This window comes from Lentimicrobium sp. S6, assembly GCF_013166635.1.
GTDB lineage: Bacteria > Bacteroidota > Bacteroidia > Bacteroidales > UBA12170 > UBA12170.
Genome location: NZ_JABKBZ010000065.1, coordinates 15,615 through 29,025, shown reverse-complemented (window position 1 = coordinate 29,025; position 13,411 = coordinate 15,615). Strand labels below are relative to the sequence as shown.

Annotated in this window: 11 protein-coding genes and 2 pseudogenes; 5 read left to right on the top strand and 8 right to left on the bottom strand. The window is 32.7% G+C overall.

Annotation, left to right across the window (positions count from 1 at the left end):
• The first annotated feature begins 779 nt into the window (after positions 1 to 779).
• Genes HNS40_RS17465 through HNS40_RS17455 form a run of 3 tightly spaced genes read left to right on the top strand, consistent with a single transcriptional unit; the run spans position 780 to position 2,308 of the window.
• Positions 780 to 1,016 (top strand): helix-turn-helix domain-containing protein, encoded by a 237-nt coding sequence (locus tag HNS40_RS17465; RefSeq protein ID WP_172283241.1) that lies wholly within the window; start codon positions 780 to 782, stop codon positions 1,014 to 1,016.
• The gene (locus tag HNS40_RS17460) at positions 991 to 1,314 is read left to right on the top strand and encodes a HipA N-terminal domain-containing protein (RefSeq protein ID WP_172283239.1); all 324 of its coding nucleotides are present in this window, start codon (positions 991 to 993) and stop codon (positions 1,312 to 1,314) included. Before HNS40_RS17465 ends, HNS40_RS17460 begins: the two co-directional genes overlap by 26 nt.
• Before the next feature lie 4 nt (positions 1,315 to 1,318).
• The gene (locus HNS40_RS17455; RefSeq protein WP_172283237.1) at positions 1,319 to 2,308 is read left to right on the top strand and encodes a type II toxin-antitoxin system HipA family toxin; all 990 of its coding nucleotides are present in this window, start codon (positions 1,319 to 1,321) and stop codon (positions 2,306 to 2,308) included.
• Between the two features lie 246 nt (positions 2,309 to 2,554).
• Here HNS40_RS17455 and HNS40_RS23260 read toward each other — a convergent pair.
• The 5 genes and pseudogenes from HNS40_RS23260 to HNS40_RS17435 all read right to left on the bottom strand — a co-directional run.
• Positions 2,555 to 2,656 (bottom strand): annotated as a pseudogene (locus tag HNS40_RS23260) (IS6 family transposase); the annotation flags it as partial.
• Between the two features lie 357 nt (positions 2,657 to 3,013).
• Positions 3,014 to 4,927: an FG-GAP-like repeat-containing protein gene (locus tag HNS40_RS17450; RefSeq protein ID WP_172283235.1), complete on the bottom strand. Its 1,914-nt coding sequence runs from the start codon at positions 4,925 to 4,927 to the stop codon at positions 3,014 to 3,016.
• A gap of 895 nt (positions 4,928 to 5,822) precedes the next feature.
• A complete protein-coding gene (locus HNS40_RS17445) occupies positions 5,823 to 6,104 on the bottom strand; it encodes a hypothetical protein (protein ID WP_172283233.1) in 282 nt (93 codons plus the stop codon).
• Positions 6,105 to 6,129: 25 nt separating this feature from the next.
• The gene (locus HNS40_RS17440; protein ID WP_172283231.1) at positions 6,130 to 7,281 is read right to left on the bottom strand and encodes a T9SS type A sorting domain-containing protein; all 1,152 of its coding nucleotides are present in this window, start codon (positions 7,279 to 7,281) and stop codon (positions 6,130 to 6,132) included.
• A 108-nt stretch (positions 7,282 to 7,389) separates the two neighbouring features.
• Positions 7,390 to 8,319 (bottom strand): AraC family transcriptional regulator, encoded by a 930-nt coding sequence (locus HNS40_RS17435; protein ID WP_172283229.1) that lies wholly within the window; start codon positions 8,317 to 8,319, stop codon positions 7,390 to 7,392.
• 729 nt (positions 8,320 to 9,048) lie between these two features.
• On the opposite strand from HNS40_RS17435, the gene HNS40_RS17430 reads away from it, so the two are divergent.
• Positions 9,049 to 10,203, top strand: coding sequence for a helix-turn-helix domain-containing protein (locus tag HNS40_RS17430; RefSeq protein ID WP_172283227.1), 1,155 nt, complete (start codon positions 9,049 to 9,051; stop codon positions 10,201 to 10,203).
• 109 nt (positions 10,204 to 10,312) lie between these two features.
• The gene (locus HNS40_RS17425; protein WP_172283225.1) at positions 10,313 to 11,506 is read left to right on the top strand and encodes a FlgD immunoglobulin-like domain containing protein; all 1,194 of its coding nucleotides are present in this window, start codon (positions 10,313 to 10,315) and stop codon (positions 11,504 to 11,506) included.
• Between the two features lie 51 nt (positions 11,507 to 11,557).
• On the opposite strand, the pseudogene HNS40_RS17420 reads toward HNS40_RS17425, so the two are convergent.
• The 3 genes and pseudogenes from HNS40_RS17420 to HNS40_RS17410 form a co-directional block, all read right to left on the bottom strand.
• A pseudogene (locus HNS40_RS17420) lies at positions 11,558 to 11,761 on the bottom strand (DDE-type integrase/transposase/recombinase); the annotation flags it as partial.
• A gap of 81 nt (positions 11,762 to 11,842) precedes the next feature.
• The gene (locus HNS40_RS17415; protein WP_172283223.1) at positions 11,843 to 12,544 is read right to left on the bottom strand and encodes a LytTR family DNA-binding domain-containing protein; all 702 of its coding nucleotides are present in this window, start codon (positions 12,542 to 12,544) and stop codon (positions 11,843 to 11,845) included.
• Positions 12,541 to 13,200, bottom strand: a complete 660-nt coding sequence (locus HNS40_RS17410) for a sensor histidine kinase (protein ID WP_172283221.1) — start codon at positions 13,198 to 13,200, stop codon at positions 12,541 to 12,543. The genes HNS40_RS17415 and HNS40_RS17410 overlap by 4 nt, the downstream gene beginning before the upstream one ends.
• Between the last annotated feature and the right edge of the window lie 211 nt (positions 13,201 to 13,411).

Here is a 13,411-nt window from a genome sequence, read left to right as displayed (position 1 = left end):
AACAACCACCGGCAGAAAGGTCACCTTCAGTCGTTTCTTGCTAAAGCAATATTATGAAAATAAGTAATGAAAAACACATATATTTGAACCTAAATTAAAATAGTCCGATTAATAGGGGGCTAGACCACTATATCGAAAAATCATGAAGTTCTATGGGGGATTATTGAACAATAACCAATTAATTACTGGTTGTTATGAGATTTAGCTTAATTAAGGATTGAATAAAACTTTATCCTATGCTTTCGTATATATTCGTGTATTAAAACTAAAAAAAGAGCTATAAGTAAAACTTATAACCCTTTAGTATTCTGAGTGGAGAATAGCGGAATCGAACCGTTGACCTTTTGAAGCCAGTGGATAAGTCATTATTTTATACCATTGTTTTTCAGGCAGTTGAAAAATGCAGAGTGCGCAAAACAGCGCATCTTACAGCATTTTGGCACCTTAAAAGGGCAACCAGTCTACATTTTCAATACAGACAGATTATATGCAGGTTTTTGATGTTTGATTTTGTCAATCTTGTCGGAATTGAATTTGAAAGGTATAATGGTAATTGGCCAAATCTTAGTGCTAGCTGTCATCAAAATAGACATTTCACATTTTGATCAGATGACCAAGGCTACACTACATAAAACGACATGTATTTGGTGCTAAATACGGCACTATTTGTATTGATATGATGTTCTAGATACAAAACACCTTCAAATAGTGTAATTTATTGCTCTTTTAATCGAATTTATTGGATATTTTTGTATTATTGCAAATAAAAGAGCTTTAAAATGCACCTTCTAGATTTAATAAGTACCATAAAAGAACGTAGGGAGAACCTACAAGTAAACCAAGAAAACTTGGCAAAAATATCTGGAGTAGGATTAAGAACATTGAAGCAGTTTGAGAGTGGTAAAGGGAATCCCACATTACAAACTATACAGAAATTAGCTGATACTTTAGGTTTAGAGCTATGTTTAAGAGTTAAGAAGCAACTGATTGATGAGACAAGCGAAAATACTTTATAAAAACCAGGAAGCAGGTATACTGACTCAACATAATGAAGGGTCATTCACTTTCCAATATCACCATTCATGGATAAATGATGATGGCAAACCTGCTATTAGTTTAACAATGCCTAAGAAGCAGCAAGAGTACCATTCAGAATTCATATTTCCATTTTTTTATAATATGTTACCTGAGGGTTCAAACAAACAAGTAGTTTGTAAACTAAATCGATTGGACACAAATGATCACTTTGGTTTACTACTTACAACAGCAAAGACTGATAATATAGGTGCTATAAGAGTCATTAAAATAGACTAATTGTATGATTTTAAATGAATTAAAATATTGTCCTGGAACATTAGCAGAAGGATATAGCTCCTATAGCAGAGCTTGTTTGACAAAGGTCTTCCGAGGAAAAAAAGTACATCATATATTGCCATATGATTCACCTGCTTCAAACCCTGAAACAGATGAATTGTTTGATGACAACCGAAAACGAATTTCCATTTCTGGAGTGCAAGAGAAATTTTCTGTATTGCTTGAAAAAAATAAACTAAGACTCATCAAAGAAGGTGAAAAAGGAGCGTATATACTTAAGCCTATTCCAAGCATTGGGAAAAGGCAGGAACAAATGCCAGCTAATGAACACCTGACTATGCAAATAGCAAAACAAGTATATGGAATTGAAACTGCTGAAAATGCACTCATCTTTTTTAAAAATGGAGAGCCAGCATATATTACAAAGAGATTTGATGTAAAAGATGATGGTTCAAAGTTAGCACAAGAAGATTTTGCATCTCTAGCAGGAAAGACTCCACAGACATATGGGGAACAGTATAAATACACTGGAAATTATTTGGATCTATTTAAAATTTTAAAAAAGCATGTTCCTGCTTATCTTATAGAGGCTCCAAAGCTTTTGAAGATCATCATTTTTAATTATTTATTTTCAAATGGGGATGCTCATTTGAAGAATTTCTCACTAATAGAAACCTCTTTGGGAGATTTTAAATTGAGCCCAGCCTATGACTTACTAAATAGTAGAATACATATTGACGACAAAGACTTTGCTTTGGAGGATGGCCTTCTTCCAAGAGAACTAACCCATGGTAAAATAGTTAAACAATTTAAGGTCCTTTCGGAACAAGCTGGTATAAGGGAAATAACTTTTGTAGAAATAATGAATTCAATGCTTCATCAAACCGAAAATGTTGAGCAGTTAAGCTTTTCCTCCTATCTAGATGTACATTCACAAAGGAATTTCTTTCAGTCTTATTTATCTAGACTCAAGAAACTAAACCAAAGTATCTGAATGGTTCTGGGTTCTTGCTAAAATGAGAAAACCTACTTAACAAACTGGAAAAACCGCTGCCCTAGACCACCCAAAGCCAGAGCAAACTGACCATGTCCGCCAGAGCAAAGTGACCACACTAAAACAAAACGCTCAACTCCCCTACTTAATCCTGTATCTAAGATTCCTTAAGGGCTAGGGAGGGTTCTGTCGCATTAATTCAACGTTAAAATTAAAAATCAAATATAATTATATATTATACGGCTCAAGAATAGAGTGATCTACCTTTACGCCTCTTATTAAAAGCAATTCTTCCACATCCCTATAGCTTAATGTGAATCTTAATTTAAAATAGACTGCCTGAAGTATTATAATTCTGGGATATCGGTGGTGCTTGAACATCAATTATTGTTTTACTGGTGGGTAAAAATAGAAATTAATTTACCTCTGAGTAATTAATGCGCCAGAACCATATGGCAATAAGGTATTTAATTTTTTGAAATACTAAAAAAGTTTGAAGGGAGGCTGCTTTATTGACGAAAATAGAGAAGGGTAGTTTAAAAAAGTTACTTATAAGTAGGATGAGTCTCCTGAGATTAGATGAATTAGCCAGAGTAAGACAATTCCAATAGATCTGATGGAATCTTATCATCTACTTGATTTAATAATTAAAAGCGGATCATCCGAAGCTCATTTATTTAAAGTTTTTTAAAAAAACTGCTATACTTATCTCAATAAATACATTTTTCTTCTTTCGCTAATATTGTCAACCGATAGTTTATAAATATATACGCCAGATGACAGTGCGTTTCCATTCATGTCAGTTCCGTTCCATTGAACAACATAATCACCTGCTTGCTGATTATTATTAACAATGGTTCTTAAAAGTCTGCCACTTTCATTATAGATTTGAAGCTTAACAAAAGCTTTGCTTGTTAATCTATAATTTATGCTTGTGGAATGATTAAAAGGATTGGGGAAATTTTCTGATAGCCTAATTTTACTGAGAATATTTTTACTTTCATTATTATCCACTGAAGTAATGATGGGATCTAAAACACCTTCTCCTTCATTGGCAATATAATATTCATTTGATTCAATATCAGAATATGATTCTATGATTCCTGATGGCCATTCAATAATAATGGAATCGGCTTGTAAGGCTCCATCCAGTCCAAAATGAACTCGCATGTCGCTTTGCTCCAGTAAGCCATCATTGCTTGCAATTTCTCTAATTTGCCAATATGAAACGCCATTAATGCTAGCTTTCAAACGTACTTTTGTTCCAATTGCTGATTTGTTTGAGCCTGCTGAATTTGGACTGTTTGTTTTACTTCCTAAACATTTGATACCTATCCAATTTTTTTGACCATCTGTGTTGTTACTATAAAGTATATCATTTTTTACAGCGCCTTGTACAGTAAAGTATGAAACAAAAAGATCTATATCACCATCGTTATCATAGTCAGCATTTGCAAATCCGTAACATGTATTTCCCGGACTTGCAATATTTATATTTTCAATTTTTGTAAATGTATAATCCGGATAGCCTGAATTTCTATAATACATATTAGCACCTTGATCAAACCACGGTGGTCCACTTGCCTGAGTTGCCAAATATAAATCCAGGTCACCATCGTTATCAAAGTCTTCCCACATTTGGGCATTAAACTGACCAATGTCCTGTGTAATTTGCAGGTCCGTTATTTTAACAAACTGGCTATTACCTTCATTTTTATACAAAGTGTTGGTAGTGCCCGGACCATATGTATTGCCCGATCCTCGTCCTGCATTTATTGCATACATATCTAAATCGCCATCATTATCAAAATCAATCCATCTTATATTCATTGCTTGCATTTGTTCGTTTGCATAAGGTGATTCTGTGTCCCGGATAAACTCAGCTTCTCCAGTTTCGATGAGCTGATTAATATAAAAGTAACAATATGATTCTTCAGCTGTAAACTGATTAAATACTCCAATGGAAAGATCTAGATCTCCATCCTGATCATAATCTGACCAGGTTGCCGTTTTATAATGATCGAATGCTTCGTTTACAATAGCACTAATCGTATCTCTGGAAAAAGTTCCATTACCAATATTATGGAAAAGTAGATTCTTATAGTTTGTATTAGGAATAAGTCCACTTGTACCTGTGGGTAAAAATAAATCTACAAAACCGTCATTGTCGTAATCTGACCAGATTCCGGAAAATGAGAAATAATCATTTTCGGCTCCAATGACACCCTCTGTAGCCATTGAATAATTAGAATTGCCATCATTTCTCCATAGTATTGAACCATATTGAGGATTCAATTCTGATGGTCCGTTGGCCAGGTATATATCCAAATCACCATCGTTATCATAATCGGCGCAGCTAAAGCCAATGGAAATCTGCATTAATTCTGAAAACTCACCAGCATCAAATTCAGTAAAATTGTCATTTCCATTGTTTCTCCATAATTTGTTGCCATTTCCCCCAATTTGAATTAAATCCTGATATCCGTCGTTATCAAAATCAATAAATCCTGTCCCACTACCAGTTGCGGTATTGTAAACATCAATTGCTGTAAATGTTTGTGATTTTGTAATTATGGGAACCACAAGTATGAGGCAAAATATCATAATCAGATTTTTCATTATTTTCTTTATTTTGAATTAATAAATTTTGAGGCAAATGTAAAGTGCCGATGATTAATAATCGTCTTTCTCGATGGAGAGAGACTAGTAGTTTTCAAAAAAGAGAGAAGATTTAGTTTTGAAAATTATCAATTCCAAATCATCATATAGAATTAAGCTCCGTATGAATTATTTTAAGTGTTGCTTCATGGTTCTGTCGCATTAATCCAAAGTTAAATTAAAAATAAAATATAATTAAATATGATACAACTAAAAAATAAAATGTTTTGAAAGCAGTGGCCTTGGGATTTTCTATCTGATTCTTTCAAATAATATTTATTATCTCTATTCCTGCTAGAGTTTTTTGATCTGACTCGAATTCTTTAAATCCAGTATTGATGGCTATTCTTCTCATGGTATCCAGATGATCCTGCTCTATGTTTTATTGCATTATTTAAAAAAGTCAATATTGACAAAATTAGTTGGACTGCTCTGGGGTATTAAGGGGTTAGGTTTGGTGCATAATAATTCATTTTTAGTATCAAGATATAGTATTCAATAAAATCATTGGGGAACCATTAAAAAGATGCAGATTTAATTGATCAATTTTATCTTCAGCCATCAATAAATATAACAATCCATTTTCATTAAAAACCCTTTCCCTTTCTTTATGCAAAAACCTTTGCAATAAATACATTTATTATAATTTGATTTCATCAAAATAGACATTTTATAATTTTGTCAGGTGCCATATGGTACACTATAAAAAGTAAAACGCTTGTTTAACGGGCTCTAAGGAATTTCATTATTGATGGGAGACTTCAATACTTTTGGAATTTGATTGGTTTAATTATTATAAGATGCTCATATTAAGGCAGATAAATTTCATGAAAAAGGAAAAGCGCCATATGGTACACTACCCATCTTTCCATAACTCATTGAACCCGTTTATAAATTCTTGTTTTGTTTGGACTGTTTTCGCAAGACCCATCACTTTCTTTTCTAAAGCAAGATATTCGTATGTGCTAAGTTCTGTACTATTGTAAAGGTATTTGGACATCAGCATTGATATACTATCCGACACAACTTTTAAGTCTTGATTAAGGTTTTTATCCTTTTTGTCAGAAGGTTGAAAGTCGCAAGAATAGAGTAGAAGAATTATATATAGAACAGCAAATATGGTTCCTAATTGTTTCATTTTATTTAATTTTTAACTGAGTTAGCTATCTCTTTAATAACATTTTCTTTGTTTCTACAAAATTACTTGTAGCAAGTTGATAAAAATAAAATCCCTTAGGAATATTTTTTGCACTGAATAACACACTGTGATTTCCTGCACTTAATGTAGTAGAGATAATCTGCTCAATCAATATACCCTGTAAATTATATACGGTAAGTGTTACGAATTCTTCTTCATTTAAAGTAAAATTGATACTTGTTGCTAAAGAAAATGGATTGGGATAGTTTTGTTCGAGATTAAAATTGTTAGGCTTTTCTTTGTTGCTGTTAATACCTGTTATTTCGCTCATATGAATCATTCTAATCTTACCAAGAGCACCATCGAGGATATAGAGGGTGTCACCTGTTTGACTTATTGCACAACTATTTGGCTTATTAAACTGAGCTTCCAACAACTCACCATCAACTATCTGATTTCCGCCTGTGCCGGCATAATGTTCCGCAATTCCATCAGTGGTATTGACCCGAAAAATTTTTCTCAGGTTCGGACTGGGGATATACACATAGTTATCAGCATAAACAATCTGATTGATACTGGCTCCGGCAACCATACTGAAGTTGGAGATAATTTGATTTGAATCAACTGTGAAAACATCTCCACCAGCAAAATTGGTTACATACATTAATTGATTTTCATCCATTGTAATTCCAATGGCATCCTTAATACCAGAACCAAAAGCATATATTTCAGAATTCCCGTCTAAGTCGAATTTGAGCACAGTTTTGCCATTCCCACTGAAATTTGCTCCGTATAAAGTAACGAATATTTCATCACCATCACTAACTATCAAGCCTGCCGGGCCATCCAACTCAGAAGCAAATTCTGAAACAACCCCTTCCGGAGTAACTTTGCTAATTGAATTACCAGAATAATTTGAAACGTAAAGGTTTCCTTCTGAATCAAAACCCATTCCTACCGGTCCGGGCAATCCGGTCACATAGTCTGATACAACACCCTCGGTTGTAATTTTTAAAATATTATCCTTGTTCCATCCACCCGAAACCAGCACATCACCATCTGGAGAGACTATCATGCCGTCACCGAAATTAGTTGGAATAGTAGCAATTGTACTCACATACTGGGCGGATAATTGTAGAATTATACTGCAAAGAAGCAATGTAATAATGTATTTCATGATTTTACTTTTAATTATTAAATATGAAGCAAAACTATGTTGGCAAAACGTATTAATCGTCCGAACACTTACTTTCGGACAAATTTACTTGCTAAAAAAAAGTTGAAGTTAACTTGCAATTTTGTTAATATACTCACGTGGAGTGAGTTCCGTTATTTTCTTAAAAGCAGAATTAAAAGTGGCTTTAGAATTAAATCCTGACTCATAAGCCAGGAAAAGAATTGTGTAATTTTTATTTTCTTCCAGTTGTACCAATTCTTTGAACTTTTGAATTCGATAGGTATTGACAAATTCATAAAAATTCTTGTTGTGGTATTCATTGATTACCCTCGATAAATCCCGTTGTTTTTTACCCATCTGTCTGGCTAGTTCATTTAATGTTAATTTAGGGTTTAGAAAAGGTTTTTCAGAATTCATTACTTTTTCCAATTTCTCATTGAGGTCGATGTAAAAATCATCTGAAAAATAACCTTGTTCATATTTAGCCTGTTTTTCAGGAATGGATAGTATGTCTGAATCGAAAAAACTAAAATAGGCAAACAAAAAAGTTAAAAAGGAAATCAACACCCAAACGAAGTTATAGGTGAAAACTGTGCTAAATTGAAGGCCATCGACAAACTTGGAAACAAATCCATAAAACCACAATAAAATGATTACAGAAATAACTGCCAGAAAAATCTTGATGTATTTTACCTGAGGTAAAAACGACAATTCTTTTACAAACCTTTTTTCATAGTCATTCACCATTTTGTACCCAATAGTGATGTAAATCGCGTTTTGCACTATCGCCATTAATTCCAAAAAGAAATATACATACCCTAGGTTGGCATAAAAAATAGAGTTCTCAAACTGTCGGGGTAATAACAACCGGAAAAAGAAATAGCATAGAAATATTGCCAAAGGAACATAATGGAGATAATCTTTCCAACCAGGAAAGTATTTCTCCTCAAACAAATTTTTAAGATAAAGAAAGGACAATGGCCCATAGCTGAAAATAATAATGTCCATCAAACCACCCAGAAGAAAAGAGTCTTTCAATGCTGAAAAATTAGGGGATATTCTTCCAATCAACGACAAAGAGATTAATAAAATAAATAGGCCCAATAGTAGATTCGCAGAGTTTTTTCCTGCAGATTTAATAATAATAACCACGGATAAAAAAAATCCCTGAAATATAGCCAGGATAGCAATTACAAGCCAAATAGTCAATTCACTCATAGAATAGAAGATGTCATATGCGACAAATATAAAGTTTTTAATGCATAAAATAAACGCATACAAATTTACAATCTAAATTTATCAACCCAAACAGAACTAGTGTTTTTGCCAGGAATAAAAACTAAGAGCAGACCTATAACCAAAAAATAAAATCCCCAGATAAAAATACTTAGAAGGTTCTGTCACATTAATCCAACGTTAAAATTAAAAATCAAATATAATTAATTATTATACAGCTAAAGAAAAAAAGTTTTAAAAGCAGTGGCCTTGGGTTTCATCCATCCTCCAACTATTATTGACCTTCTGTTTCCTTTTATGCATGTTCGCTTCAATCAAAGGGCTAAAATAAAAACCATATTTGAATAGTAGAATGCTCAACCTCTATTCCTCTTATGGAAAGCAATTCCTCTACATTTCTATAGCTTAAGGTGAATCTCAATTTGAAATAAACTGCTTGTAGGGTGATAATTCTGGGATAAAGATAGTGCTTGAGCCTTAATTATCGTTTGTTGGTGTGTAAATAGAAATTATTTTACCTTTGCCTAATCAATGCTACAGAACCCTGAAACTACTGTGTTAATTACTCCATGGGTAATCATTATATCCATTTCTATTGTATTTGGATTTGTATTTTCTATAAATATATTCAGGCATCAGAAAGGGAATAAAAAAGCCAACCGCTTTTTAGCTCTATTTCTTTTTACAATTACCATCCTACTATTTTCTAATTTTATTGTACTCAGTCATCTTTATAAGATGTTCCCGCATTTAATAGGCTCCTCCTTTTTGCTTTGGTATGTCTTACCGCCTGCATTTTATTTTTATGTTAAAATAGGTGTTCATGCAAATTATAGATTTAAGTGGTATGAATTGCTTCATTTATCCCCCTTTGTTTATATGTTGATAGATGTAATCCCGTTCTATCTTTTATTTGCTGAAATAAAAATTCATTGGCTTGAAAATTATATTACTTCACCTAAAAGTTTGTCATTAAGTTCTGGGTTCATCATTGTCTATAGTTTTGCATATTTAGCAGCAAGCATATATGTAATATGGGATTTCGAAAAGAATTATAAAAAGGGTTTTGCAAATACCAGTTTTGAGCATATTGATGGGATAAAAAGATTAGTATTGGTGTATGCTATATATAAAGTTCTTGATTTGGTGGGAATGGGTGCTTCTTTTATTTCCGATCAAACCAGCATCGAAATCATGCAATTTATCTCAATTTCATTGAGCATTTTTATATTTGTTATTGCTTATACGTTTATTCAGCAACCCGAGAAGCTTTTTCAATTGGAAATCAGCAAGACCAAGTATAAAACTTCCACACTCTCAGCATCTGATTTAAGTAAGTATTCCAAAAAACTGGATGAAGCAATGATTGATAAGAAACTCTATTTGGATAGTGAAATTAACTTATCAAATCTAGCGAAGGCATTGGATATTAAACAGCATACTTTGTCACAAGTAATCAATCAGCACTATAAAATGAACTTCTACGAATTCATTAACAAGTATCGAGTTGATGAAGTTAAAACTCAATTACTAAAGGAAGAAAACAAAAATCTGACAATAATTGCCATCGCATATGATGCAGGTTTTAACAGTAAATCATCATTTCATAAGATTTTTAAGAAGTTTGTTGGAAAAAGTCCAACAGAGTTTATGAAAGAAAACATGATGAAAGAAGATAACACTTAAATCTTGGTATTTTTTTTAACTATTAGTCTCTCTCCATCGAGAAAGTCCCTTATTGCTAGATTATGCTCTATTTTCGCCCAAAATAATAATCAATTAAATAGAGTAAATTATGAAACAAATAAGTACAGATTATATCAATTTTCTTTCGATCTGCATACTACTTGCATTTTCAAATGTATTAAACGCACAGGAAATAAGTAGCCGAGACCTCTCAAGCAGTATAAATGTAGATGCCATATTATATCATGAGGATGGAAGTATCTTCGCATCTGGAGGATGGGATAGTTCAAACATTTATAAAATTGCCCCAGATGGAACTGTTTCAGTATTTGCAAGTGGATTTGTAGGTATTGTTGACATGGTTTGGGGAGATAATGATACCATCATAGGAAGCAGCTACCAAAATGGTCGCTTACTAAAAATAGCCCCTGATGGTAGTTCTACTATATTTGTTCAATCATCGGTGGGTGTTGCATCATTATATAAAGATTATAATGGCGATATTATTTGCACGATTAATCCTGGTCTAGCACATCCAAATCCTGGGAAAGTGATAAAAGTAACACCAGAAGGTAATATCAGCACATTTGCTTCGGGAGGATCGATTTATAAGCCTAGCGGAGCAACCCAAGATGAAGAAGGAAACTATTACATTAGTAATCTTGGAGATGGTAGAATAACAAAAATCAATACGGATGGCACACAAGAGCTTTTTGCTACTATTCCAGCTACTGGGCAATGGAAAATTGGGTATTTAAAATTTTGGAAAGCCTCGCTTTTTAGTTCCGCAATTAGCGAAAATAAAATTTACAAAACCACATTGGATGGTGAAGTTTCCGTTTATGCTGGTGATGGAGAATACCTTGATAAAGATGGTATAGTTCCTGACGTTTCCTTTAAGAACCCAAATGGGATGGCTGTTTCAGGAGATACTTTATTTATTATCTCCGCCATCAACTCAACTAATAAAATGCGCTATGCTATGGATCTCCCTTCTAGTATTGAAGAAGAAATTGAAAAGGAGCAGATTCACCATCTTGAAATAAATTACCCCAATCCTTTTAATTCAGCTACCCAAATTAAATATGATATCAATAGAGGAGCCTTTGTTCAATTGAAAATTTACAACTCTATTGGTCAACTAATTAATACACTTGTTAGTTCTCGACAGCCAGCGGGAAATTATAGTATTCAATGGAATGGCAATGATGCTAATGGGAATGCCATGGTATCTGGAATTTATTTTTATGAATTATCGGCTGGGAGATTTGTGGACAGAAATAAGATGCTGTTATTAAGATAAAAATAGCATCTTATATCCAACTCAATTTTAAAAATCAAATATAATTAAATATTATGGTATACGAGAAATTGATCTGATTCCCATTCCTTCATTATTTAATTTTACAAGCAAATTTTCTATTGATTTTTCTATCTGCTTCTTTCTAATGATACTTACTATTTCTATTCCTGCTAGAGCTCTTTGGGCTGACTCGAATTCTTTAAATCCAGTATTGATGGCTATTCTTCGTTTGATATTCCGATGGTCTTGTTCTAAGTATTATCGGATTATTTAAAAAAAGTCAATATTGACAGAATTAATTGGACTGCTTTGGGGTATTGAGGGGCCAATACATCTTTAATATTTATGTTCAATCTTTTTAAGAAATTCCAATTTATAAAAAGCACCAATTGGGATTTTATAATTCTGAATAAAAACTTTATTCCCGCTTATTTTTGATATTCTATTTAAGAATACAAGATAAGATTTATGTGATCTCGCCACCAAGGATGGAGGGATTTGCTTTTCAATAAGGTGGAGTTTTTCCCTGATCAGGAATTCTTTTGATGTTGTATAGACTTTGATATAGTTTCCATTGGCCTCCATAAATAGAATATCTTCGAACAACACTTTATAGAATATACCATCCTGTTTGAGCATGATACTTGCATCAAATTTTTCTGACGATAGTTCATCACCTTTGCTGAGTAATGCATGCACTCTATTTACTGCTTTAACGAAACGTTCAAATGGAATAGGCTTCAATAGATAATCTACTACGCCAAAATTATAACTTTCTAGTGCAAATTCAGAATAGGCTGTTGTCAGTATAACCTTGGGAGGGTTTTCTAGCATTTTCAGCATATCTAAGCCTGAAATTTCTGGCATATTAATGTCTAAAAAAATCAAATCAACCTTGTGAGTATTTAGAGTTGTTATGGCTTCCAGGGCAGTATTACATCTTGCCACTAAATGTAAATCATTTAGCTTTTCTATATAACTAAACAAAACATTTTGAGCTAAATACTCATCGTCAATGATCACACAATTTAGTTTCATAGGAGTATTCTTAAGTCAATGATGTATATACCATCCTCCTCAGAAATTTGAAGCTTATGCTTTTCAGGATATAGCAAATCTAATCTCTGAGTGACATTATCTATCCCAATTTTGTTTTGTTTTTGCGCTGAAATATTACTCGCTGGTGCTATTCTATTTTCTACATGAAGTGACACTTCCTTATTTTCAGAATTCATTAAGATTTTAATATAGTTCATGTTTGATTGTGCGCTTATTCCATGTTTAAATGCATTTTCAACAAAAGGGATGAATAGCATAGGGGATATGTTTTTGCCTTCAAAATTACCTGTAAATTCGAATTTAATTTCACACCTATCATTCAAGCGAATTCTCTCCAAATCTATATAATTATGTAGAAAATCACATTCTTGTTGCAAGGAAACAGTTTTGTTTTTTGAATTTTCAAGCATATATCGCATTAAGCCTGAAAGTTTTAGAACAGCTTCTCCAGACTTTTTATCCTCAGAAATAATTAAAGAATATATGCTATTCAGTGTATTGAACATAAAATGGGGGTTAACTTGCGATTTTAGCAACTCATTTTCTGCTTTAATTCGTTTTTTCTCTTCTAAATCTAATTTAAACTGAGTTTTGCTACCTATCCTTAAATACTTCAAGCCAGGATACATAAACATAAATATAGTTAGCGTTAAATATGTTTCTGATTTGATCTCTTTATGAAATAAAGTTAGTAGCCAAGCATTGAAGTATCCAAAGCTGAAAATGATCAATAATGTAATAACAACATAAAAATAGTATTTCTTTTTCTGGAAAAATCTTTCAAAAATATAAGCGTGAAAATAGGTGGGAATTATCAGTGGTCCTAATAAAACTAAACTGAATTGA

Excerpts from the sequence above, each read along its gene's own strand:
- HNS40_RS17465 (WP_172283241.1), top strand. The coding sequence starts at position 780 with ATGCACCTTCTAGATTTAATAAGTACCATAAAAGAACGTAGGGAGAAC.
- HNS40_RS17460 (WP_172283239.1), top strand. The coding sequence starts at position 991 with ATGAGACAAGCGAAAATACTTTATAAAAACCAGGAAGCAGGTATACTG.
- HNS40_RS17455 (WP_172283237.1), top strand. The coding sequence starts at position 1,319 with ATGATTTTAAATGAATTAAAATATTGTCCTGGAACATTAGCAGAAGGA.
- HNS40_RS17450 (WP_172283235.1), bottom strand. The coding sequence starts at position 4,927 with ATGAAAAATCTGATTATGATATTTTGCCTCATACTTGTGGTTCCCATA.
- HNS40_RS17445 (WP_172283233.1), bottom strand. The coding sequence starts at position 6,104 with ATGAAACAATTAGGAACCATATTTGCTGTTCTATATATAATTCTTCTA.
- HNS40_RS17440 (WP_172283231.1), bottom strand. The coding sequence starts at position 7,281 with ATGAAATACATTATTACATTGCTTCTTTGCAGTATAATTCTACAATTA.
- HNS40_RS17430 (WP_172283227.1), top strand. The coding sequence starts at position 9,049 with ATGCTACAGAACCCTGAAACTACTGTGTTAATTACTCCATGGGTAATC.
- HNS40_RS17425 (WP_172283225.1), top strand. The coding sequence starts at position 10,313 with ATGAAACAAATAAGTACAGATTATATCAATTTTCTTTCGATCTGCATA.
- HNS40_RS17415 (WP_172283223.1), bottom strand. The coding sequence starts at position 12,544 with ATGAAACTAAATTGTGTGATCATTGACGATGAGTATTTAGCTCAAAAT.
- HNS40_RS17410 (WP_172283221.1), bottom strand. The coding sequence starts at position 13,200 with ATGTTTATGTATCCTGGCTTGAAGTATTTAAGGATAGGTAGCAAAACT.